Genomic DNA, 24395 nt, shown 5'->3' with positions numbered 1-24395 from the left:
CTAGGTGTTTAGTCCCGGCATCTGGTGGATCGGATCGACGATGAACCTGTCCGGCTCTGACGTCCAGACTTTGGCGATGTATTCGTAAGGCGTAAGGCCACTGAGGGTCTTGAGCCGACGGGCAAAATTATAGGCTGCCATGAAGTCTGCGAGGTGCACCTGCAACTGCTCGTGGCTCTCGTAATGGAAGCGTTTGACCGTTGCCTCCTTGATGGTGCGGTTCATCCGCTCGACCTGACCGTTGGTCCACGGGTGGTTCGGCTTGGTCAACCGGTGCTCGATGTCGTTTGCTCCGCAGATCATGTCGAAGCGCATCTGACGCGACCAGGCGGTGTTACGGTTGCGCGGCTGCTCGGCAAACTGGATGCCGTTGTCGGTCAGGATCGTATGGATCCGGTACGGCACCGCTTTCAGCAGGTGTTCAAGGAACTGCCACGCCGTTCGCCTGTCAGCCTTGTCGACGAGCTGGGTGACCGCGAACTTACTCGTGCGGTCGATGCCGACGAACAGGTAAAGTTTGCCCTCGGCAGTCTGAACCTCGGCGATATCCATGTGAAAGAAGCCGATCGGGTAGCGCTTGAAGCGCTGTCGCTTCGGCTTGTCGCCCTCAATGTCCGGCAGACGGGATATGCCGTGCCGTTGCAGGCAGCGGTGCAGCGCTGACCGTGTCAGATGCGGGATCGACGGTTGCAACGCGTAGAGGCAATCGTCGAGCGGCAGTAATGTGTGACGCCGGAATGCGACGACCGCTGCCTCCTCGGCTTGGGTCAAGGTCGTGGAGTGAGGGGCCTTCGGCCCGGTCTTCAAATCCTCGACCGTCGCCCGCTTGCGCCACTTGGCAACCGTCTTGGGGTTGATCCCGAGCTCTCGGCTCAGCGTCGAGAGCGAAGCTTGCGATCGCTGTATTGCTGCTCTGACGGCGTGCGTGGTCGTGGCGCTCCCGTGACGTACCTGTCCCATACGGCTTCCTTCCATTCCAACGAAAGGATCGCACCATCAAACCGTGGGATCAAACACCTAGGCCGATGCGCTCAAAGCCCGGACTGCATCGTGTGGAAAGCGGTTCGCGTTAGACTGACAGCACCCCTTAGACTGCCCCGGGGATACCGGATCGCCCGGCGCTTTCAGTGCCGCAGCAAAGTGGGCCGGCGTGGCAGAGTACCGCTCGGCGCGATGATTCGGCTGGAGCGCGAACCGGCCCGCTGGCGCTACAGACTGGCACCGTTTCCAGAGGCACTTCAACGTTAGATCGTCGGCAACCCGTATTCCTTGATCTTGCGGATGAGATCGCGGTGCCGCGGCAGTCCGCTCATCAGCCGTTCGGTCTGTGCCCGGTTCTCGCGGATCGCACGGTTCGCAGCGTGAACGTCCGCATCTGCGGTGCCGGACGGGACCTGGGTTCGATGACCCATGCCGTAGAGCACATACTGGTAACTGGCGGCCGGGAAGACCTCCTCCGCGCGATCGAATTCGTCGAGCATCCAGGGCGCATGGTAGCGCCACAGTTCCACCAGGCCCTGCAACCGGTCCGGGATCGACTCCGGGCGCACGTTGTCCCGCCAGAAGTCGGTGTCGGTCCGCTGAGTGAGCGCATAGTGGAGTTTCAGGAAATCGATAATCCGGCCCCAGCGGTAGAGCGTCGTCTCGTTAAAGCGGCGGGCGACGACGTCCATCACCTCGCGGCAGGCGGGCAGCTGGTCGGCGATCAACTTGGCGGACAGTTCGATCAGCACGATCGCGGAGGCCTCGAGTGGCTCGAGGAAGCCCGCGGCCAGCCCGACGGCGACCGTGTTGTTCTTCCAGAAAATCTCGCGGTGACCGGCCTTGATCGACAGCTTGCGGACCGGCAGGTCGGCGGCGGCGTCGCCGATATAGGCGCGCAGTTCGCGTTCCGCCTCGTCCACGCTGATGTGGCTGCTGGAGAACACATGGCCGACGCCGCGGCGGGTGGGCAGGCCGATGTCCCACGTCCAGCCCGCCGATTGCGCGGTGGAGATGGTGTGGCTGGCGATCGGGGTTTCGTCGTCCGGGTAGGGGATCTGGATGGCGAGCGCTGTGTCGCAGAACAGCGTGTCGGCGCAGCTCTTGAACGGGACGCCCAGCGTACGGCCGATGAGGAGTGCGGCAAAGCCGGTGCAGTCGGCGAACAGGTCGCCGGCGATGTCGCCCGCCTGTTCGGTGCGGACCATGGCGATGTCGCCGGTTTCGGTGACGACCGCCTCGGTCACGTCGGCCAGGACGTGGCGGACGCCGAGCACGTCGCAGCAATGGCGTTGCAGGAAGCCTGAGAATTTGCCGGCATCGAGATGATAGGCGTAGTTCGCGACCGCCTCATATTCCGGCGTGGCGATCGTCTTCGGCCCCAGGCCCGCATCGCAGACCCGGCCCTGCGGCGTGACCGCGTCGCAGAAGCTGGTGGCGTCCGGGGTTTCGAGCCAGTGCGGCGCGAGGTTCACCTGCCCAAAATTCTGCGGCAGCATGAGCGGGTGGTAATAGCCGTCGTCCGGCGCGCCGGTGGTCCAGCGGTTAAAGCGCGCGCCCTGCTTGAACGAGGCGTCGCATTGCCGGAACAGTTCGGTTTCGGAGATGCCCATGCGGCGCAGCGTGTTGCGCAACGTGGGCCACGTGCCTTCGCCGACGCCGATGATCGGGATGTTGGGTGATTCGACCAGCGTCACCGTAAAGCCGTGCGCGCGACGTGCCTGATGCTTTGCGGCGATGACGCCCGCAGTCAGCCAGCCGGCAGTGCCGCCGCCGACGATGACGATGTGCTTGATCTCTCTCACGTCAGTTCATCGTTCACAGACTGGGACCCGATATCGGGGGTTGCCGAAACTCTCGGCAACCCCGTTGGCAGTCGATCAGTAGCGGAAACGCGCGCCGAGCGTAAAGCGGCGGCCGTAATCGAACACGTCGAGCAGCTGGTTCTTGAACCGGCCGTGCGTGCTCTGCTGGTTGTTGTTGATGTTCAGGATTTCCCCGAACACGCTGAACTTGGAGGTAACGTCCCAGCTCGAGCTCAAATCGACCTGAAAGCTGGAGTTGACGAATGTTGGCTCAGACCCGAACGACCCGGTGTTCTGGTTCTGCCCGAAACCGGCGAGATATTCGTCACGCCAGTTGAGTGCGGTCCGGAACTGGAACCCCTTTTTGTCGTAGAAACCAACGAAGTTCGCCGAGTTCGCCAGACCCGTCACGGCAAAGCCGGTCTGGGCGATGTTCGAGCTGTCATACGGCTTGTTGGTATCGACTAACGTGGCGTTCGCCTGGAACCCGAAGCCCGTGTCGCCGAACACGTGCTGCAGCGCGACCTCGACACCGCGGACCGTTGCGGCCGGGCCGTTGATCTGCTGCGACACGGCGAACTGCGCGGGCTGGCCCGTTGTCGGATCGATCACGCCGTTGATCGTCTGACGCGTCACGCCGCCGACGATGAAGTTGCTGACGTTCTTTAGGAAAAAATCGACCGAGAGATAGGAGTTGCGCTTGTAGTACCATTCGCCCGCAAGGTCGAAATTGTCGGCCAGATAGGGCTGCAGGTTCGGGTTGCCGCCAGTCGCGGACAGCGCGTTGACGCGCTGACCGACACCGGCGCTGGTGACGGGGTTGAGCAGGCCGAGGTTCGGGCGGGTGAGCGTGCGCGACGCGCTGAACCGGGCCTGCAGCTTGTCGGTGACCTCAAGCCGCATGTCGACCGTGGGAAGCAGATAGGAGTAGTTGCTCTTCTGCGTAACGGCCTGCGTGTCGCCGAACGAGAGGGTCAGCAACGTCGGATCCGCGGCGCTGGTGACGATTGAAATCGGCACGCGGCCCTGACCCGTGGCGACGAGATTGGTGGTCTCGTTCCGAATGCCGGCGTTGAAGTGGAACGGCATGCCCGCCAGATCGACATCGAAGTTGGCACGCATGAACAGCGACCAAGTCTTCTCGTTCACGCGCAGCACACTGCCCGGATCAACCGCTTCGTCGAAGGAGCCGGTAAACCCGGGAACGGCCGCATAGTTGAAGCCGGGGATGTTCGTCGCCTGCGGATTGCCGAGACCGGACAGAAACGCCTGATAGGCGACCGGATCGACCTTCAGCACCTGCGGCGGCAACGTGCCGTTGAACCCTGGAATGAAGTTGTTGAGGCTCAGCCTGCCCTGCAGCAGATTGGCGGGCAGCGGCGAAATGCCGGTCGTGCCGCCCGACGGGCCACCATATCCAGCATAAGCCTGCCAGAAATTGTTGGTGAAAGTGCTCTTGTTCGAAAGTTTGAATGTGTCGTCATAATATTGACCACCGAACTTGAGCGTCAGGCCATCCTGCTTCCAAGTACCGGATGCACGGAACTGCTTGAGCTCGTCAGTATTATTCTGCGTCTGGCGAACGGCGACGTGCGAGCCGATCTTCGTCGGATCGGTAAACCCAGCCTCGTCCCCGGCCGGACCGAAGTTGGTCAGTACCGGGAATGCCTTGTCGCTGTTCCCGTTGATGGACAGGCCGGTCGTGTTGGACAGCAGGCCGGAATAGCCGACATCGGAGCTGAGCGCGCCGACCACATTGCCGGGGTTCAGCCAGCTCTTGGCATAGGACCCGTCCACGTCGAACGAGAGGTTATCGGTCGCGTCGAACTTCACGTTCAGGCCGGTCTGGTTAGTTTCCAGAATCCGCTTGTTCAGCGAGGACTGAAAATCGGTCGGCGTGCCGACCTGCGTGAAGCTGGTCGGGGTGCTGTTGCCGTCGAGCGTCAGATTGCGCAGGTCGCTCTGGTTGAACCAGACGCCAAAGCCGTACAGGTCAGTCGTGATCTTCTGACGCGAGTAATTGTCGTCGAGCGTCACCATCACGTTCTCGGACGGATGCCACTGCAGCGCAATGCGGCCGTCGATGCGCTCATCCTTCACCTGCTGCTGTTCCGCGCCATATTGCTGCGGAAACCAGCCGGGGATCGTCTTGTTCGCGGTCGAGAGCTGATCGGGGGTGCAGGCCGCGGTGAGCTGGCACGGTGCATAGTTGCCGCCCGGCCAGCCGGACACGAACACCCGATTGGTATCGGTATCACGTCGGGTGTAGACGACATCGGCGAGGATGCCGAGCGTGTCGTCCGCGAACGTGTTGCTGATCAGCAGGCCGGCCGTCGGGACCACCCGACCGGCGCGGTCCTGGAGCGAGCCCGAAACGGTGGTCGCGAGCCGCAAACCGCTATGATCGAACGGCTTAGGGAAGGCGACGTCAACAGTCGCACCGATCGAGCTGGACGCCAGCGATACGTCCGGCGTCTTGAGCACGCTCAGCTGACCAATGAAGTCCGCGCTCAGCGCGCTGAAATCGATCTGGCGCCCGCCGGTCGCGGTCGCAACGCGGCGGCCGTCGAACAGCGTGGTATTGAAATCGCCGCCGAAGCCGCGGACCGTGATGCCGGTCGCGTCGCCGCGCGCACCATCGCGCTGGATCGACACGCCGGGGAGGCGCTGGAGCGAGGCCGCGACGTTCGAGTCGGGGAACTTGCCGATGTCTTCGGCCGAGATGACGTCGACGACGCCCTGCGACGTTCGCTTGATATCGAGGTTGCGCTGGAGCGAGCCGCGCAAACCGGTGACGACGATTTCCTGGCCTTCGTCGGCCGCGGGTGCCAAAGTCGCGATTGATTGACCGTTCGCAGGGACGGGGGCGGCCGCAGGATCCTGCGGCTGTCCAGCCTGTTCGGCGGTAACCTGCGTGCCGGGGGAGGGGACGGCGGGCTGGACGCCGGCCGGCTGGGCGGTTCCGGTCGTTATGGTTCCGGCCGCGGGGGCGGCGGGCTGTGCGGCGACGGGGGTCTGTGCCTGTGCCTGTGCCTGTGCGTAGGCAGGCGTCGCAAGCGCGATCGCGAGCAGTGACGAGGCGCCGATCAGCGGCGAACGACGAACTTTGTTCAAGCGCGAACCGTATTGGCCAATGATGATCTTCATGCCCCACTCCCATCGAAATTGGGCCGTTCAACCGGCCGCGTTCTGTCTCGTGTACGGGCCCCGATGAAACGGAGACCGGCAACCGGACCTGCTGGCCGTGGCTTAGGTAGCGCTAAACCGGGATGCAAGCTATTTGTCTGTGTAATACAGTGCGCCACCTAACCGTCGCTTGGCGGTAACGCTCTCAACGACTACGGTCGGAACGGAGAGGGCGGGTGCCCGCAGGATGAGGATCACGGCGTGGCGGCATGGGAGGTGCTCGGGTTCGAGCAACACGGAGCACTCGGTATTCAGCCGTCGGGCGATGCGGAGCGGCTCTTCGTCCAGATCGTGGTCGGCGAGTTCGGCGCGGCGGCCGTCGATTACCCGATCCTGTTCGCCAAGCGTCCGGACACCGGCCGCTTCTATGCCGGCGCGCTGCTGCGGTTGCAGGCGGGCGACGACGCGGACCTCGACGAGAGCGGACGGCTGCGGGGCTATCGTCCGGCGGATCTGGAACGCGAGGGGTTCTTCGTGGAACAGGACCGCATCGTCATCGACCGGGCGCACCCGGTTTTCGTCGAACGGGGTGGCTCCGCGTTGTTCGAAACCGAGGGAGAGCTAAGCGAGGCGTTACAACGCGTGCAGCGGGCGCTGGGGCGGTTGCACGTGGGACTGCCGACGACGGATGGCTTCATCGCCCGGTTGCTTGAGCGGTCGCTGCTGGAGCCGATCGACATCGATTTGCGGTTCGACGACGGAACACGGTTCCGTCTGGAAGACCTCTACACCGTCAGCGCCGATGCGCTGGCCGACCTGCCGGACGCCGTGGTGCTGGCGATGTTCCGTGAGGGCGACCTGGCGGCATGCCATACGCAGATCCAGTCCGTGCGGCAGATCCCGCGGATGGCGCGGTTGCGGAACGACCGGCTCGCAGGCGCATGACGGGGCGGGTAGCCGATGTCGCCGTGGACGTGCTTGCCACCCCCGAACGGTTCCAGGCGGAGGTGGTCAGCGCCTGCCGTCCCGTGGTGTTGCGTGGTGCCGTGCGTGACTGGCCGGTGGTCTCCGCGGCACGGCGCGGGGAGCTGCCGCACTATCTGGCGGGGCTCGATGCGGGCCGGTCGGCGGAAGTCTTCGTCGGCGCGCCGGCGATCGCCGGGCGCTATACCTACACCGATGACCTGAGCGGGTTCAACTTCGAGCGGCGGACGATGCAGTTCGGGGAGGCGCTCAACCGGATCGTCGCGACCGCCGGCGTGCAGGACGCGCCGACGATGTATGCTGGATCGCTGCCGACCGAGGGCTATTTGCCGGACTTCGCGGCGGAGAACCGTCTGCCGTTCCTGCCGGCGGTGCAGCCGCGGATCTGGTTGGGGCATCGGTCGTCCGTTGCATGCCACTATGATACCTCGGACAACCTCGCGTGCGTGGTAGCGGGCACACGGCGTTTCACGCTGTATCCGCCGGATGCGATCGGAAGCCTCTACGTTGGGCCCATCGACCATACGATGGCCGGGCAGCCGGTGGCGCTGGCGGTGGGAAGTGCACCCGGCGATCCGCGCTATCCGCGATTCGAAGCGATCCGTGACACCGCGCTGATCGTAAATCTCGAGCCGGGGGACGCGCTCTATCTTCCGAAGCTCTGGTGGCACCAGGTGGAAGCGACCGGAGACCTGAATGTCCTGGTCAACTATTGGTGGGACGGATCGAGCAGCGGGTCAGACCAGCCCTATACCGCGATGATGCTCGCAATGATCGCGATCGCGGAGCGGCCGGCCGTCGAGCGTGTGGCCTGGCAGGCCCTGTTCAGCCATTATGTGTTCCGCCCGGATGGCCATCCGCTGGCGCATCTTCCCGACGAGCGCCATGGGATATTGGGGCGGCTGGGCGCCGGCAACTACGGGCGGATCCGCGCGACAATCATGCGGTTGTTGCGCGGGATCTGATTGTTTTGTGGTGTAGCCGGGGTGGACCAGTCGCGCGGGGTACGCGGTCCACATAGGCGAGATGGTCAGCGAGACGCCGCCGCAACAAAGCGGACCGCTTTCCCCCGGTTCGAATTGAGTGAGCGCACGCGTCCGGCCTTGTTCTCGAGCACGACCTTCGAGAGCGTGGGGGTCTCGGCCACGTCGGGAAGGTGAGAGGTGAAGCCGATCCCGACGGAGAAGGGCTCCTTCAGTTCCAGGGTGATGGGCGCGCCGAACTAGTGCATCGGCTCGCCTTGCTCGCTGACCCCAGGCTGAACTGATTTTCGCGTTTCTTGATGTCGATGCGCTTTACGTTCAGCGTTACGAGGCTGTCGGGCGAACTTCCGCCGGGCAGGCCGCCCCGGCTTCCGATCCGGTATTCCGTGTCGCTGATCCGCTGCCCCTTGCCGGGGCGCTGGCCAAGGTGGATCATGCCGTCGCCGTGGAGTGCGACCAACGCCTCCTTCGCGTCGTTGTCGAGCGATTGACGGATGACCATAAGCGCCGTGTGGTCGGCAAAGCCATCGGTAGGATAGCCGATGTATGCGGCGAGCGAGACATCACCCGACATTTGCTTGAACAGAAACTGGAACTCGTCGCGTGTAAACCAGACGTTATAGCCAGACGATCGGATCGTAAAGGTATCGCCTGTGAAAGACCCTTGGCCCGGAGCCAGCGCCCCGCCGACATCGGCTTGGCCATCGAAGATTCCGGTGGGGGCGTTCAGAATCCGACTGTCGCGGCGAAACCCGGGCGGGGGGCCAACTTGATCATGCGCCGTCGACTGAGGATAGGCTCAGTCCGGCGCGATGGGCGCACCGGGCGGGCTGTTTCTCGCCGAACTTCCCGGTACGTCGGGCGGCGTCTGTGCCGAAAGCGGACCGGCGGCCGCAACGACGGCGGCCATGACCGTCCGCCAACAAGGTCAAACCATCGCGTCTCTCTCGCTCAGCGTTCGGGATCCGGCGCGCGGAAGGGCGAGCAGCATGGCTTCCCGATGGCATGAAGCTCCATCACCTCTGCGCGCGTGCCATCGGGATCGAGCAGATTGAGTTGCCATTTGGCGTCGCGCCCGATCTTAGGAGTCTGTTCCTGTCCCTGAAGGCGGTTGCCGTTCCACAGCAATGTGTACGCGGTGCGCACGTCCGCAACGCCGAGCGCGAAGTGGTTCAGCACGCCCAGATTCGCAGCGGACATGTCGGTGGGAATGCCTTTGCTGTCGGGCGTGCCGACCACCATATACTCGATCCAATCGCGGCCGTCGGGTAGCTGCAACGAGATCCAGGTCGGATGATCGTCGCGCATTCCGCCCTCCCAATAGGGGCGGAGGCCGAGAACTTCCTTGTAGAAGCGATCCTTGTTCGGCCGGTTATGGACGATGAAGCCGACGTGCATGATGTGATTCGACAGCAGATTCACCGGCACGGCGGGCGGGTTCGCCGGCGGCTGCATGAACTGAACGATAAGACCTTCGGGGTCGGTTACGGTGAACCAGCGGCTGCCGTCCGCTCCGGCAATCGACCTGCGGGGTACCTTGATACCCTGAGCTTCCAGGTATCGACGCATAGTCTCCGCGTCCGGCGTACTGAAGGCGATATGTGCCAGTCGGTTGATCGAAGGCTCACCCGGCGGCAGCGGAAGCACCTCGACGAATTGCGTGGGCGCGAAGTAGTAGCGCGCGCCCGACGGTTGTTCGAGGTCAGGCAGCTTCACCGCGCCGAGATCGCCGACATAGAATCGCTCGCTCTTGGCCGGGTCATTCGCGTAGATTGCGATGTGCGAGACGCTGGCAAGCGGCGGTCGCGCCGGCCCCTTGGCCGGGCCGGATTCAGCCGGAGCAAACGCTGTCAGAATTATGCCGCAGCAGCCTACGATATGCCTCTTCATCTGTGACGTCATTCCGACCCTTTACCCATATCGCCTCGGATCGATGCGTGTCGCTCCGATGCTGTTCGATGCCGGATCTCGTCGGTCACTCGCCGGTTCGTCACGATCTTCGTGTATCTCAATCAGCATAAGCTTGCATTCGTCTGACAATTGCAAGCCCTGCCCGGACAGACTGAACTCGTATCCGATCGGATACTGAGCGGGCGCATTCACGGCCGCTGTTTCGAGGGAAAGACGAACTCCCTGTTCTATCTGAGGACCGATCGTTGGCCGCCAAGTGAAACCCTGACCATCTAACCGTTGACGGCGAGGGCGGATAGCATCTAGTTCTCGTGATACCGATAACAAGGACCGCAACGACGGGTCATTAGTCGGTAGGAGAGCAGCCAATGCCTAGACCCGGTCAGCAGATGCAAGACTTTCGTGTAGGCTTGCTCTGGCGCAGAGCCAATCCGGCATCACGGACACGAAGATTGGTGACCGCAATGTTGCTTGGAGCTCTGACGCCGGTCGTCGCGCAAGCGCAGACGGCAGGCATGGTCGAGGAGGCGCTGCCGCCGCCGACCGGTCTCGCGCCGCTTTTTAGTCCGACAACTGCTGGCCCCGGTATGCCGGATTCTGATGGTTTCCTGCGTCGCTGGCTGCTGCTTGATCCGATCGCCAAGCCAAACCGCACGAATTCCGGCTTCACGTCCAGCTATGTGCGAGAGGCCCTTTCGCCGCGCACTTATCCGGGCGAGTTCGGCAAGGTGCCCCGCGATGGCGAGTTGGCAAAGGGGGAAGACGCGCCTCGCTGGCACGCGCTCGACAGCAACCTGTTCGACGTGAAGCTGTTCAAGCTGGCGCAGGGGCTGGGCAACCCGACCTACGGCGTCATTTTCTGGGCGGTCACGGTCGTGAACAGCCCCCGTGAAATGCGCGACGTCCGCCTCGCGATCGGCTCGAACTCGGCGTCCGTCTGGTGGCTCAACGGGCAAGAAACCGCAGGCCTGTTCGGCGACCGCCGAATGGTCATGGACGACGTGCTTTCCAGGCCGGTCACGCTACGCAAGGGCCGCAATGTCATACGTGGTGCCGTCATCAACGGGCCGGGGGTCAGCGACTTCTGCCTACGCGTGCTCGACGCAAGCGGTCGCCCGATTCGAGACATTACGATCGATGTGACGTGAGGAACGCCGTGAAATCCGCCGCTGCCTTCTCCGTGCTTGGCCTGTTGCTTACGCTGGCTGGCCCCGCGCCCGCTCAACTCGCGGGCGAGCCCTTCATTCACGACCCGTCGACTATTGTCCAATCTGACGGCAAATGGTGGACCTTCGGCACTCGTGGGGGTGGGCTCGTGTCGAATGACGGCTGGGTGTGGCATTCCGGTGGTGAACGACCGGGGGGCGGTGTCGCACCGGACGTTATCAAGATCGGAGAGCGGTACTACGTCACCTATGCGGTCGGTGGCGGCGGCATGAACGGCGGGCACGCAAGCAACGTCAAGGTCATGTGGACCCGCTCGCTCGATCCGAAATCTCGCGACTTCGGCTACCACGACGTCGGTATCGTTGCCTCCACGAACGGCATAGAGATTGCCGATGCCATCGATCCTGCGTTCCTATACGCGGAAGGGCGGCTCTGGCTGAGCTATGGCACATATTTCGGGGCGATCCGACTGGTCGAACTGGATCCCCGTACCGGTGGCCGGCTGGCGGGCAATCAGCCCGTCGATGTCGCGATCGACATGGAGGCGACCGCGCTGCTCCACCGCGATGGCTGGTACTATCTGCTCGGCACGCACGGGACCTGCTGCGACGGTCCGAACTCGTCCTACAATATTCGCGTGGGCCGTTCGCGAAACATTACCGGGCCCTTCGTCGACAATATGGGGGTACCGCTGCTGAAGGGCGGCGGCAAGCTGGTCGTAGCCGGGCGTGGACGCCAATATGGTCCCGGGCATTTTGGGCTCATCGACCTCGGTGACGGGGTCGAGAAATACTCGATGCACTATGAAGCAGATCTCGACCGCAGCGGCCGCAGCGTCCTTGGCATCCAACCATTACTGTGGACGGACGGTTGGCCGGTTGGCGGTGACGACGTCGCGCCGGGCACCTACGAGATCCAGTCGGAACGCAGTGGCGGCGCGCTGCAGTTGGCAGTGGACTTCGTACGGATTCCCTTCGACCCGCGGCGCAGTTTCAGGGCGAAGCCGAGCGATCCCGCCGTGCCTATTCCGAACCAGAGCCTTGCCGAGAATCAGGTTACCTGGCCGGCCGGCGTCTCGGAGGTGGATCTCGGCGACTACATGATACGAGCTCACCAACAGTGGACGATCTCGCCCGTGCCGGACGGGGGTGGCGCGTTTGGAACGCCGTTCTATAAGATCGTGATAGCCGGCACAGAACGCGCGCTGGCGGTCGGACCGGAGGGCACGGTGCAGGCAGTGCCAGCCTTCACAACTTCGCCAGAACAGCTCTGGCGGATCGACCAGCTAACCGATGGCACCTACCGCATCATGCCCAAAGCCTCGGCAGGCGCGAAGGAGCCCCTCACCCTCGTCGCGCTTGGCCGGAGTACGCCGGCACTCGCAAAATTCGATCCCAAAAGCGACGCTGGACGCTGGACGTTCAAGCGGCCGTAAGCGCCTGCTCCAAGAAACGATGACAGGAGAGCAAGACATGACCGGACTGCTGGTGGATCGTCGGCGTGCGCTGATCGCCTCTCTGGTGGCCGGTGTCGGCCTGACGCAGGCGCCGGCCCGCGGCCAGAGCACCGGCGCCAGGGCGGGGGGCGGCACCACCACCCCGCACAGCGCCATCGCCAGAACCCGGTTCGGGCCCGTCCGCGGCTACGTTGCCAGGGACGTCTTCACCTTCAAGGGCATACCCTATGGGGAGGATACCGGCGGGGAGAATCGCTGGTTGCCTGCAAAGCCGCCGCAGGTCTGGACCGAGCCGTACAACGCTCTCGTCTACGGTGCGAACAGCCCTCAGACGCCGCATAGCTTCCGGGCGATCGAGCACACGTTCCTGCAGCAGTGGGACGACGGGTTCCAGGGCGAGGACATGCTCAAGCTGAACGTCTGGACACCATCGTTGAGCGGCAACCGCCCCGTGATGGTGTACTTCCATGGCGGCGGCTTTGCGTTCGGCTCATCCTATGAGCTAGCTTCGCATGACGGTGCGCAGATGGCGCGGCACCACGACGTGGTGCAGGTTTCGATCAACCACCGCCTGAACGTGCTGGGGTTCCTCGACCTGGTCGAGGTGGGCGGGGCCGCTTACGAAGAGGCGGTGAATGTCAGCATGACCGACTGCATAGCGGCGTTGCGCTGGGTGCAGGAGAATATCGCGGCGTTCGGCGGAAATCCGGACAAGGTCATGATCTATGGGCAATCCGGCGGTGGTTCGAAGGTCACCACCCTGCTCGGCATGCCGTCGGGCAAGGGCATGATTCACAGGGCTGCCGCCCAGTCCGGCGGGGGCGGGGCACTACCGACAGCGGAACAGTCGCGCGAATATTCACGGCGGCTGATCAAGCATCTCGGCATCGGCCGCGACAACATAGCCGCGCTGCAGCAGATGGAATGGGCCGACCTGTTTGCCGCCAGCAACACTGTCGCCACGGAGATCAACGGGCCCATGAAACGCGGGTTGGGCGGGCCGCCGTCGACGCCGCGGGTGGGCTGGGGGCCAACGCTGGACGGCAAGGTGATCGACGTCCGATCCTTCGCCGATGTCGCTCCGGACGTGTCGCGCGATGTGCCGATCCTGATCGGCAATACCAGCGAGGAAGGCATGCGGTGGGGCTCCAACCCCACTGAAGCCGAGTGGCGCACGGACCTTACGGAGCAACTCGGAGCCAGCAAGGCCGGGGCGTTGATCGCATCCATGAGGGCGGCGCATCCCGAAAAAGCGGTCCGGACGCTGTCCTATGGAGTCCAAAGCATCGCCTATCGCAACCGCGTTCAGGACATGGTGCGCCTCAAGCATGCCAAGGGAGGCGCGCCGGTGTACCAGTATCTGTTCCAGTGGCAGTCGCCCCAGCTCGATGGGGTGGCCGGCGCCTGGCATACCGCGGACCTTGCCTTCTGCTTCGACAACACCGCACGTTGCGAACAGGGCACGGGCGATACGCCGGAAGCACGCATACTGGCGCGGACCATGGCCGGGGCGTGGGCGACGTTCGCTCGCACCGGCAATCCGAGCCAGCCGGGGCTGACCTGGACGCCGAGCGACCCGGTGCGATGCCAGACCATGGTCTTTGACGACCGATGCCGGATGGTTGACGATCCCGAGAGTCGGTCCAGGAGGATCCTGCTGAGCTAAACCGAGCAGTTTTACGTCACTGCTCTGGCTGTCGACGCCGCGTCACCGGGGCGGAATGGATACGCCTGCCGTGGTCTGGACGACGGGCCTCATCGTGCCGTCCGGGTTATAGCGGAGATGCTCGACGTTGACGGCTCGGCGCCCCAGCGCGCCCTTCTGGTTGCCGATCGTCAGAGCTGCGTTGTGGAGGAACAGGTACGAACGGCCTTTGAACTCCGCGATGCCCGGATGGATCGTGAAGCTGTTCTTCGCCGGCCCGGTCAGTTCGCCGTGAAACGTCCACGGGCCGGTGATCGCAGGCGCGGTGGCGTAGGAGACCCGTTCGTCCTTCTGCTGCTTCGCCCGATCCATCGACGCATAGGTCAGATAGTATAGGTCGCTGCGCCTGTGCAGCCATGGGGCCTCGACGAAGGAGGGCGGCGTGATGTCCAATATGGGGCCGTCCAGTTCCACCATGTTCGGCTTGAGCCTCGCGAGGTAGCAGTTGCCGTTGCCCCACGCGATCCAGCTCGTGCCGTCGGCGTCGGTGAGCACGGTGGGATCGATATCGTCCCAGCTATGTCTGCCCTTCGGGGTCATGTCGTTGGTGATGAGCGCGGATCCGCGCGCGTCGACGAAGGGTCCGGTCGGCTTGTCCGACACCGCGACCCCGATCGCCTTGCCGGGATGCGTGTCGTCATGCTCGACGGGCACGTAAAGGTAGAACTTGTCGTTCTTCCCGATCGCCTGCGGTGCCCATGCGTCCTTCTTGGCCCATTTTAGGTCGCTGACCTTCAGGATCGCCGGATAGGATGTCCACGTCTTCATGTCGGTCGTCGAATAGACGAGCCACTCTCGCATGGTGAACATCTCGCCGTCCTTGGCCTCGTCATGGTCGACGTAGAGGTACAGCCGGTTGCCGACGACCAGCGGCGCGGGGTCGGCGGTGAACATGTCGCGGACGATGGGGTTGGAGCCGGGTGCGCCGCGGGGCTGGTCCGCCGCGCCAGAGGGACCTGCCAGCAACGCCGTGATCAGCGCCAGTGACACCCTGCCAGATCTATATGCCATTGCTGCTCCCCATGCCTCTCCGCCGTCTGGGATAGTCGGAGGGGCGCTCCCGTCAATCAATCCATGCACGCGACCGGGCGGGACCGGATGTTCACGGTAGCAAATCCCTGCCCGACAGGGCAGCTTGTGCCGTGTTAAGCTCGAACAGGATTGTTTCGACGATGGATCGGACGAAAGCTGCAACCTACGCCATGACCGCTATGCTCGTAGCGATCGCGCCGGCTCATGGTAAGGCAACTAAACAGGGGACGGGGGCCTATCCCGCTACCTATGAAGAGCGACCGGACCTGCCCGACCATGTCGTCTACCGGCCTGCTAGACTGGCGGCGTTGGGGCGTGAGAAGCTTGGCATCTATGTCTGGGGAAATGGCGGGTGCAGCGCCGATGGTACCAGTTCGCGCAACCATCTGCTCGAGATCGCTTCGCAGGGGTATCTGGTGATCGCGTCGGGGCGCATTCCGCGCACGCCTTCGACGCCGCAGGCGGCACCCACGCCCGGGGCCAGGCTGACCGTCGAAACGTCCACCGGCCTCCTGTCCGATGCGATCGACTGGGCACAGCGCGAGAACGGGCGCGCCGGCAGCCCGCTGCGCGGCCATATCGCGGTGGACAAGGTCGCGGTGTCCGGCTGGAGCTGCGGCGGCCTGCAGGCCCTGTCGACGGCGCAAGACCCGCGGGTCAGGACTGCGGTGATCATGAACAGCGGCTTCTTCAAGGATGGTGCAAGCCCGATCAGTGGCGTTACCTCGGACAAGGCGTTACTAGCCAAGCTTCACACGCCAGTGCTGTACGTCCTGGGCGGCCCGAGCGACATTGCGGCCGCGAACGGCGCGGATGACTTCCGTTGCATCGGTCACGTGCCGGCCGCGATGATCAACATCCCGGTCGGCCATGGCGGAACGTACATGCAACCGCATGGCGGCATCGGCGCGAAGGTCGTGACAGCCTGGCTGGACTGGCAGCTCAAGGGCCGCCCAAACGCCAAGGCCGCCTTCGTCGGGCAGGATTGCCGATACTGCCACGACACGCGACTGACGCTGGAGCGCAAGCGCCTGAACTGACGACCCGGATCGTGGCGCTGCGGCGGTGGCGTCACCAAACGCCCGTGGCACGTTCCGGAAGGCCATCTTCGAGAGCGGTGCGGCGCCTGGCCTGCCCGGAACCTGCGACCAGACAGGCCATGATGAAGCCGAAACCGCCGGCACGGCGTTCGCGCGGCGGTTGGGAGCAACGACGGCAGACCAGGGTCGCGCACTACAGGTCAAAGTGTTGATCGCGCACGGCGTGCTCCGTGCCGTCATCCGTCCGATCCTCGATGGCAAGATCATCGCGATCGATTTCCCGAACGCCTATCGCAGCGCCTCGACGCAGGCGTTCCCAGTCTCCCCCGCTGGAACAGCCTGACCCCCGGGGCGGTGTTGCTCGCCATTTTATGGGCGGTTGGCGTGTCGGCGGCACTCTGGCCGTCCAGGATGGCAAGCCGAGGTGGGCACGGCACCGCGATCCGCGGTGGTCCGGTCCGCTCCGCAGAGACCACGTCCTCAAGTGGCGTGCCTCAAGGCGTCGATTGCATGGCCGTCGGTCGTGGCACGGTGTTCGGCGCGATGATCCGGAACTCGCCGCTCAGGTGCATCATGCTCATCAGGTACAGCATCCCGTCGAAATAGCGCTGCTCCCCGGTCGGCAAGGGCATGTCCCAAACCGTTTGCAGGAACGCCTTGGATACCGGGCCGGGTGTCGCGGCAAACCCGCCGACCGCCGTCGCGGCGACCATGCCGGACGAGTGCCGGTCGGACAGCGGCTTGCCGTCGAGCGTGTAGCGATCGGCGAACGAGCCAATCCCCTGCCCGAACAGGAAGGCCTGGTTGCGATCACTCAGGGTCCGCTGGCGGGCGTCCTTGCCGAACCAAGCCCAGTCGATTGACCAGTTGCTGACTGTGCGCCAGCTGTCGTAGCCGAATTCGACGGGCGTGCCGTCGCGACCGATCAGGCGCGATCCGTCGAAATTACTGCGTTCCGGCGACAGCGCCGTCGTCGCCCCCACGACTTTGACGATCAGATCCCGGCTGACGTCCGCCGCCTTGCCCCAGAAAGCGCGGTCCGCCTCCGGCCCCCACCGTGACCAGAGTTCATAGAAATGCGGCAGGTGATAGGATGCGTCGGTGGTGTTGTTGCTCGTTTCCGGGACGAACCGGATCATCGCGTGGCTTTCCTCGACCATCGGCCCGACCGTTACTGGCCAGTTCGGCCGCACCGGGCCGGATCGGTTAGGCGGCCACAGCTCACCCTTCTCCGCGGCCTCAGCGGCGGCGGTTCGGTTGTTGGGGCTCGGCCACGGCGTGCTCGGCGGAACAAACGGCGGCCCGTCCGGGTGGATGCGGAACGGCCCCGTGCCGGTCATGATCGCACGGTGACGCATGCCCGATAGGATCTTGTCCGCTTCTGCCTTGTAGTCGTAGATGCCGGTGCCGTTCCCCCACCGGTTCGCGGCGAAATAGAGCGCCATCACATAATATTCTTCGCCGTCGGGCGCGGCACCGACCGATCGCGGCGACCCGTTGGTGCTCATTGACCAGGCGAAATATCCGTAGGACGGGTTTTGCGGGTCCGTCACCTGCATATAGGTCTTGGACCAGTTCCAGAGCGCGTCGAATTCACGTTTCTTGCCAAGCTGGACGGCGATCATCATGCCGTAGCTCATGCCCTCCGATCGCGCATCGTTGTTGGCCCAGTCGGTGATGTAGGCAAGCGTCCCGTTGGCGTTCGCTCCAGTCTCGAAATAGACGGTCTCTTCCTGCCCGTCGCCGTGGAAGAAGCGCTGGAACGCCTGTTCGATTTTGGCGCGTGTCTCCTGAGGGGTCTTGCCGAGTTGTTCCGCGAACAGGTTGCGATAGCGCCCGGTGGCAAAGGCACCGTTCCCGTTGCCCGGAAATCGCTTGATCGCGCCGAGAGGGGCATTGGCGTGAACCCGCTCGCCCCGCCCGTTGGTTGCGATCGCGGGCTGTGTTACTTGCGGTTGCTCCGGCTGCGCGACGGCGGAGCCGGCGGCCAGCAGCGTACCGGCTGCGATGCAAAATAGCCTGATTGATCCTGCCACATCCGTCCCCTGTCACGATGGCGTCTTTGGCCGATATGGACGGGTTTGTGCCACGGCCGGGCGTGAAGCGAAAGGCGTTTAGCGAAACGGGCCTAGGTGGCAGCCCGTCGTTTCTGCGCCGGACCTGGTTCCATTCAGTACCAACCGTGCGCGGCTGCTTATTCGGCCGTCGCCCGCCAACAGAAACTGACCACGCCAAACTGTCGATTTTCTACAATGGTGGTCACAGCCCCTCCTCCGAGAATCCAGGCGTTACAATCAATTAGCGACATTTCGAGGAAGAGTCCGACGGCATAACGGCTTTATCGCGGAGATGAATGAACGTCCAAACTTGGGAGGCGGGAAAGGGCGCCTGAATGTCTGCACCTGGGTCGTAACGCCAACAGGCCATTCGTTGAAGGAAGCCACCCGGCAGTCGGTCTAAGCGTCGGAGCGGACTGCTCGTTGAAACGGGCGCCACTGCATATGCCCGAATAATGGCGTCACGATTAGATGCGGTACAGCGAGAGCCGCAATGCCCGCGAATAGGGGGCGAACGCCGGAAGGGTCAGAGTGTAACAAGAGAACGCCTGTTATGGTAGCGAGCAGTATCGCGGCGACCAGTATCGGAGCAGTTGCTCGGAGGTAGCTGCCCATCGTTGCACAACCGATCTGCGTACGACGTTCGAACGTTTGGGGTGCGGGATGCAGAACGAGAAAGCCCACCGAAAACCCCACGAGTGGCGGCAGAATGACAAGGGCCACCGTCCCGACCAGGAGGCGCAGGTCTTTGCGCTGACATGCTTTTACGACCAAATACGCTGCGGCTATTGCGCCGATCAACGCCATTGTCGCCACCATTGCGGGCAGCACGTTTGTCGAGGTGCCCCCAAGACGAAGAATATCGGTCAGGTTCGTGGCATGGAGAGTGGCGGGGGTGGCGACAAGGCTCGTTCCTCTCGCCACCCTCTCCAACGGCCGATCCGCTGGTGCATCTTCCACGCCGAAATGAACTGCCGACGCGACGAGAAAAGCCGGAAGTGCGACCGCTGGATCAATGACCCACCAACAGAGGCAAACTGCACCAACAAAGACGTATAGGGCGACGAACAAAGGGCGTTGCCGCGGCTCGACGATTGCCAAGTCGCTGGCGCCATGTGCCATGCCGATGAAACCTATCGCCACAACCGCAAAAGCTAATTGTACGGTCAACGCGCTAATGGAGGCGGCGGCTGCCGCCCCTAGAAGCAGGCTCCAGCCCCAGGCTGGAGCGCGGGCGATCATGACTGATGACCGCGTTCGGTGCTATGCTGCTCCAGCGCCTTGTCCAGATTGCTTGCCGCATAGAAGGCGTAAACAACCTTGGCGACGACATCCATGATCAGAATTGCCCAGACTGATGTCGGATCCGTGATGATCTTCATTCCTTCAGGACCGATCAGGAAGACGATTGGATAGAGGAACCAGATAACTGTCAGGAAGGCGACGTTCTTATTGTATGCCGTGCCCAAGGCCATGCCCCGTCTTTTCGCCAGCATGCGTAGCGGCCCCCACAAGAGGTACAGAACGCCGAGAAAGGCGACGCATGACCACGCATACCAGACCCATTTTGCGAACGATGGGCCGGTTAGCGACGACACCAGTCCCGTCGCTATCATTAGCACGTCAAGGACGATGATGGCGGTGAGGTGGCCGCCAACCTCGCCGGTTCTACCATGCTCATGGAAGGCCAGAAGAACGAGGCTCGATAGCAGGATCGGCGTTGTTACCGACCAATCGAGGTATCTTGCGAGATAGGTGACCGAGCCGTCGAGCTTGAACAGCGTACCGATGCCGAAGGCCATTGCCAGATACGCCGTAGCTGCAATGAACGGCACGCTGGCATGCAGCAGCGTATGGTGGCCGGACGGGTGACTTTTCTTCCCCGTCGCATAGATCGCCAGCGAACCCAGCGACATGATTGTGAACCCAAGTAGGAAGGCAGTCTGATCCATGCGGGATCCCCAGCACAAGGGGGCGACCCGATGCCGACCCAAATCGCATAACATGGATTGTATCGTTTTGTGTCCACGCCGGAGCAAAGTTCATCGGCTTGTCACGAAGCGCGGTCGATAGGAGACGAACGGACACTTCGTCAGTGAATTAAGCCGGCGGACTACCCTGCGCGACGCTGCGTAAGTAATCACCGGTACCGGATGCCTTCATGAGCATCGTATCGACTAGCCGTTGTCCTCTGCAGCCCCGGCGAACTGGATTGCGCGGCTTTGGTATCACGATACTGAAGCTTGGCTGATTGTGGAACGCGCGGTCGCCTGGATCGCTAAGATGGACCGCCTATCGCTCACCAACAAACTGAAAGTTCCGCATGTTCAACGGACTCGGCCTGCCGGTTTTGCTCGCCATCTTTGCCGCCTGCGCAGGTGTAATCTGGGTAGCGGGCGTGAAGCTAGCTGATACGACGGACATTCTGTCTTCGCGACTTCACCTGGGCAAGGCGCTCGGCGGTATCATCGTACTCGCAATAGCCACCAACCTGCCCGAGGTCGCGATCACCGTCAGTGCGGCGCTGGCAGGCAATCTGGGGGTGGCGGTCGGCAATATCTTGGGCGGCATCGCCATCCAGACGGTCGTGCTCGTGGCGATGGACATCGCCATGAAGGGGCAGGTCCCTCTGACCTACCGCGCCGCCAGCCTCACGCTGGTCGTGGAGGCGGTGCTGGTCGTGGTGGTCTTGATCGTGTCGATCATGGCGACGCAGCTGCCGGGCACGCTGATTGCGGCCCGTCTGACTCCCGGGGCGGTGTTGATCGGCGTTTTGTGGGTCATCGGCGTGTGGCTTTCCAGCAAAGCCAGCAAGGGGCTGCCTTGGCAAGATACGAGCGGCACGGCTCCCGACGGGCAAAAGGAACCCAAGGGCCACTCGCAGGCAAAGAAAGATGACGCCTCCGGACAGCGCGGCGAGAGTACGATTCACGTCGCATTGGTCTTTGGCGCCGCGGCGCTTGCAACCTTGGCAGCCGGCGTACTCCTGGAGCGAAGCGGCGACGCCATTGCCGAACACATCGGCCTCAGCGGGGTCCTCTTCGGGGCAACGGTGCTTGCGGCCGCCACGTCGCTGCCCGAGCTTTCGACCGGCATCACATCAGTGCGCATGAAGGACTATCAGCTGGCCGTTAGCGACATCTTCGGCGGAAACGCCTTTCTGCCAGTGCTCTTCCTCCTAGCCGTCGTCGTCTCAGGCAAGGCGGTGCTGCCTGATGCTCAGGCAAGCGACATCTACCTTGCGGGCCTTGGAGTGTTGCTAACTTGCGTTTACGCCGCAGGCCTGATTTTCCGACCCAAACGTCGAGTTTGGCGCATGGGCATCGATTCCTTCGCGGTGCTTACCCTTTATGCTCTCGGCGTGGGCGGCCTGTTCGCAATATCTAGCGGTCACGGCAGCTGAGCCGCTTACTTCAAAACCCGACTTTCTCTGTTGGAAGCCGGCCTTGAAAACTTGCCGTGTTGAACATCAACAGGTGTGCGAAGTTGGGGAGACGGTTTTGCCCGCCGAACGTCCGCAAGCGGGTCCTCAGGATATCACTGCTCGCTGTCGCAAATGTGGATCGTATCCGCTTCTTTTCCGAACGGACATTTGCGACAGCCCGATGATCGCATTTTGGTAAGCCGTCGGCACGGGCGCAGCTGTCGCGAAACTTAGCACTTATGCGACGATCTTATGTCCGCTCCCGCCCATAACCGGACATTCCCTTCACGAGCATTCAACCTTCGGCGTGCTACGCAAAGATGCAGAATCATGAAGGCACGACAAATGGCATCACCATCTGAGCAATCGGCTGCATGGGGATGCTTGAAAGTAGGAGCTTCCTTCGCGCTTATAGCTCTCGCGTTGTTGGCTGCTGTGATATTCGAGTTAGGGGATTGCTGGACGCCTCCAAATAGCGCGGAAAGAGTCCGGCTCATGAGGTGGACCTTTTACCCTCTATTGATTTCGGCTATTGCGATACCAATGGTATCGCGCATCTGGTGGATATCACCTGTCAGTCTCATTATTGCTTTCTCTATAATTAAGTATATTTCCGAATTTACAGATGTAAGTCATATTTGGGTCGGCCTTGTGCCGTGGTTTGGCATATGCGCGGGCCTAATCAGCGTGAGAACGCCTTCAAAATTTTAAAAGCCGGCTTCCTACCAGGTCGCGACGCTCGCCCTGCTGATCGGCATTAATTCGAAGCGGCCAGTCTGCTTTCGCCCAGTTGCAGACATTGACGGATGGTACGCCGCTCAAAGCATGTCGGCTGAACTAGCCCGTATCTACTGCAGAGGCTGCGTAATGGCAGCTAAAGGGTGTCGCCGTAAGCTCGTTACTGCGGAGGATCCTGTTCCCGTGGAGACTGGGTCTGCGGAGGTGAAGCAGTCACTTCGACGCCGAGGTTAAGAGCCCCTGCATAAGGTCCACCGATCACGTCCATGGTAATACTTCGAGCCGGCCGTGTCCCTGATGAGGGCGCAGTTTGCGCACCGCAACTAGTGTCCGAAGTACAAGCCCAATAGGATCCACCAACCCACCTCGCATCGAGATTGATGGTGGTTTGAGCTGGAAGGTAGCCGGCCATTGGCAGGTAAGCTGGCTTGGCCCACGTAGGAGCCGTTCGCATCGCGTGAACGTTCCCGACCAAGACAAGCACCCGCGCGTCTTGTTTTACCCTGTTAACCAGCGATGAGGCGAGTGCATTCTCGTAATCACCTGCGTTAAATCCGCCGGGACCGGGATTGTACAACGGTTGGAAAGCAACGACGCTTATAATCCGCCCTGCCGCTCGCAATTCGCGCAGCCTCTGGAAAAGATGGAAGTACGCTTCACTTGACCGGCCATCCTTCATCGGCTGGGTCCATATTCTGCTCCTCAAGAAATGCGATATCGCCGCTGCACCGCCATCGGAGCCAATGAAATCATCTATCGCGGGCTGCTCGGTGGTCACTTGTTCGACTGCGACGATCACCGGTCGGGATGTCGAAGCTAGGCATGCTAGATCACCAAAAATTACTGGCGTCTCTTTGGTCCCGTGTATTTCTCCCACCACAATCCAGCGGAGATCGGTGCGATTGACGAGCGTGTCCGCTCCAGTAATCGGGCTGCATTGTACGGGGCGCAGCTTGGCTTTGAACGTTCTCGCTAAGGGCGCCAGCTTGTCCTGTGGACCAACCGTTGCCCAGTCTATATCGGATACTTGTCGCGCTTTCTGCTCTGCGTTGAAGATGGCCGTCATCTCAGAGTTCGATGGCTCATTCATAATACGATTTGCCGCAATTGACGGTACAGCCAGTGCCAGCAGAGATAGGGCAATCATACGCCTGAACATTATTAGGCCTTCGCGCTTGATACGTGGTGCGGCAAGCTGGCCTAGTTCAGGGGCTGTCTACAAGTCATCATGTGCGGACCATCGTTGGTTGTGAAAGCCACCTCGCCCAAGGCTGATCGCGCTCGGGCTATCCCTGGAGGTGCGGGTGCCGCGTCGAAAGCGGACGGTCTGCAGCCCACCAATTCCGGCCATTTCGCTGCCGTCCATGGCCTGACCATAAGTATCATCGGCAGTAGCAGCAGAGCCAAAGATTGCCGGACTGCGCCACGCCAACCTTGAAGATCATTTGGCTCATGCTCGCACGAAGGCGCGTATATTGGGCGCAAATGTCTTCAATAATGTGTCGTTCTTACCCTGCTCCCCTCACAGCCAAAATGGCACAATCACTTACATATTTGCACCGCTTGCATCGCTACTTATTCATGCGGAGATTTGGTTGATTGCCTCAGTCGCATGCAGCCGCGGTTGTTTTTGTAAAAAGGCGACCCCAAATGACGGCGACACACGTGGAGTGAATGATGTCTGACGAAACTATTCAGCTAGACGCCGTCGAGCTTGCAACCGAGCTGACGATTGCATGGTTGTCGAACCCAAACACGCGAACATCAGCAGATGACGTTCCAGCGTTTCTCGCCCAGATGCATTCCAGCGTTCAATCTTTGATCGGCGGTGCCAACGAGGCGAACGCCCCTGTTGCTGATACCGAGCAATATACCCCGGCAGTGTCGGCCCGTAAGTCGCTGGCCAACCCGGACTTCATCGTCAGCATGATCGATGGCAAGCCATACAAGACACTTCGCCGACACCTCACGACGCACGGACTAACG

At 62.3% G+C, this 24395-nt stretch carries 19 protein-coding genes; 9 read left to right on the top strand and 10 right to left on the bottom strand.

The annotated features are described in order from the left end of the window. From SOM18_RS19330 to SOM18_RS19320, 3 genes are all read right to left on the bottom strand, one after another. Entirely contained in the window at positions 1-960 is a 960-nt protein-coding gene (locus tag SOM18_RS19330) for an IS481 family transposase (RefSeq protein WP_320482268.1), read from the bottom strand. A 284-nt stretch (positions 961-1244) separates the two neighbouring features. Next, entirely contained in the window at positions 1245-2786 is a 1542-nt protein-coding gene (locus SOM18_RS19325) for a tryptophan halogenase family protein (protein WP_320482267.1), read from the bottom strand. Positions 2787-2861: 75 nt separating this feature from the next. Continuing rightward, complete coding sequence (locus tag SOM18_RS19320; protein ID WP_320482266.1) at positions 2862-5933, bottom strand: TonB-dependent receptor; 3072 nt, start codon at positions 5931-5933, stop codon at positions 2862-2864. 255 nt (positions 5934-6188) lie between these two features. Here SOM18_RS19320 and SOM18_RS19315 point away from each other — a divergent pair, with 255 nt between their 5' ends. Together SOM18_RS19315 and SOM18_RS19310 are read left to right on the top strand one after the other, a co-directional pair. Beyond that, on the top strand, positions 6189-6857 hold the full coding sequence (locus SOM18_RS19315; RefSeq protein WP_320482265.1) for a SapC family protein: 669 nt from the start codon (positions 6189-6191) through the stop codon (positions 6855-6857). After that, a complete protein-coding gene (locus SOM18_RS19310) occupies positions 6854-7861 on the top strand; it encodes a cupin-like domain-containing protein (protein ID WP_320482264.1) in 1008 nt (335 codons plus the stop codon). The genes SOM18_RS19315 and SOM18_RS19310 overlap by 4 nt, the downstream gene beginning before the upstream one ends. A gap of 229 nt (positions 7862-8090) precedes the next feature. Here SOM18_RS19310 and SOM18_RS19305 read toward each other — a convergent pair whose 3' ends face one another. Then, positions 8091-8453 carry a hypothetical protein gene (locus tag SOM18_RS19305; protein WP_320482263.1) on the bottom strand — a complete coding sequence of 121 codons (363 nt, stop codon included), beginning with the start codon at positions 8451-8453 and terminating at the stop codon, positions 8091-8093. Positions 8454-8830: 377 nt separating this feature from the next. Beyond that, positions 8831-9769, bottom strand: a complete 939-nt coding sequence (locus SOM18_RS19300) for a VOC family protein (RefSeq protein WP_320482262.1) — start codon at positions 9767-9769, stop codon at positions 8831-8833. 485 nt (positions 9770-10254) lie between these two features. Between SOM18_RS19300 and SOM18_RS19295 the strand changes: the two genes are divergently transcribed. The 3 genes from SOM18_RS19295 to SOM18_RS19285 are packed head-to-tail and all read left to right on the top strand — an operon-like array spanning position 10255 to position 14079. Beyond that, complete coding sequence (locus SOM18_RS19295; protein WP_320482269.1) at positions 10255-10938, top strand: acetylxylan esterase; 684 nt, start codon at positions 10255-10257, stop codon at positions 10936-10938. Between the two features lie 8 nt (positions 10939-10946). After that, positions 10947-12392 (top strand): family 43 glycosylhydrolase, encoded by a 1446-nt coding sequence (locus SOM18_RS19290; protein ID WP_320482261.1) that lies wholly within the window; start codon positions 10947-10949, stop codon positions 12390-12392. Positions 12393-12429: 37 nt separating this feature from the next. Then, entirely contained in the window at positions 12430-14079 is a 1650-nt protein-coding gene (locus SOM18_RS19285) for a carboxylesterase/lipase family protein (RefSeq protein ID WP_320482260.1), read from the top strand. A 42-nt stretch (positions 14080-14121) separates the two neighbouring features. Here the strand turns inward: SOM18_RS19285 and SOM18_RS19280 are convergent, their stop codons facing one another. After that, positions 14122-15129 (bottom strand): glycoside hydrolase family 43 protein, encoded by a 1008-nt coding sequence (locus SOM18_RS19280; RefSeq protein ID WP_320482259.1) that lies wholly within the window; start codon positions 15127-15129, stop codon positions 14122-14124. 191 nt (positions 15130-15320) lie between these two features. Here SOM18_RS19280 and SOM18_RS19275 point away from each other — a divergent pair, with 191 nt between their 5' ends. Further along, positions 15321-16190 (top strand): hypothetical protein, encoded by an 870-nt coding sequence (locus SOM18_RS19275; RefSeq protein ID WP_320482258.1) that lies wholly within the window; start codon positions 15321-15323, stop codon positions 16188-16190. Positions 16191-16395: 205 nt separating this feature from the next. Continuing rightward, positions 16396-16533, top strand: coding sequence for a hypothetical protein (locus SOM18_RS19270; RefSeq protein WP_320482257.1), 138 nt, complete (start codon positions 16396-16398; stop codon positions 16531-16533). Between the two features lie 151 nt (positions 16534-16684). On the opposite strand, the gene SOM18_RS19265 is transcribed toward SOM18_RS19270, so the two are convergent. The 3 genes from SOM18_RS19265 to SOM18_RS19255 form a co-directional block, all read right to left on the bottom strand. Continuing rightward, entirely contained in the window at positions 16685-18226 is a 1542-nt protein-coding gene (locus SOM18_RS19265; protein WP_320482256.1) for a glycosyl hydrolase family 8, read from the bottom strand. Positions 18227-18646: 420 nt separating this feature from the next. After that, positions 18647-19489: a Brp/Blh family beta-carotene 15,15'-dioxygenase gene (locus SOM18_RS19260; RefSeq protein ID WP_320482255.1), complete on the bottom strand. Its 843-nt coding sequence runs from the start codon at positions 19487-19489 to the stop codon at positions 18647-18649. Beyond that, complete coding sequence (locus SOM18_RS19255; protein ID WP_320482254.1) at positions 19486-20199, bottom strand: bacteriorhodopsin; 714 nt, start codon at positions 20197-20199, stop codon at positions 19486-19488. Before SOM18_RS19255 ends, SOM18_RS19260 begins: the two co-directional genes overlap by 4 nt. Before the next feature lie 371 nt (positions 20200-20570). Between SOM18_RS19255 and SOM18_RS19250 the strand changes: the two genes are divergently transcribed. Continuing rightward, a complete protein-coding gene (locus SOM18_RS19250; RefSeq protein WP_320482253.1) occupies positions 20571-21650 on the top strand; it encodes a sodium:calcium antiporter in 1080 nt (359 codons plus the stop codon). Positions 21651-22569: 919 nt separating this feature from the next. On the opposite strand, the gene SOM18_RS19245 is transcribed toward SOM18_RS19250, so the two are convergent. Further along, the gene (locus tag SOM18_RS19245) at positions 22570-23475 is read right to left on the bottom strand and encodes a hypothetical protein (RefSeq protein ID WP_320482252.1); all 906 of its coding nucleotides are present in this window, start codon (positions 23473-23475) and stop codon (positions 22570-22572) included. A 611-nt stretch (positions 23476-24086) separates the two neighbouring features. Here SOM18_RS19245 and SOM18_RS19240 point away from each other — a divergent pair. Then, positions 24087-24395, top strand: a 309-nt coding sequence (locus tag SOM18_RS19240; RefSeq protein WP_320482251.1) for a MucR family transcriptional regulator, incomplete at its 3' end; no start/stop codon positions are given.

The sequence above is a fragment of the Sphingomonas sp. CFBP9019 genome, from assembly GCF_034045155.1.
Lineage (GTDB): Bacteria > Pseudomonadota > Alphaproteobacteria > Sphingomonadales > Sphingomonadaceae > Sphingomonas > Sphingomonas aerolata.
The sequence above is the reverse complement of the archived record's forward strand: the minus strand, read 5'-3'. Positions and strand labels throughout refer to the sequence as shown.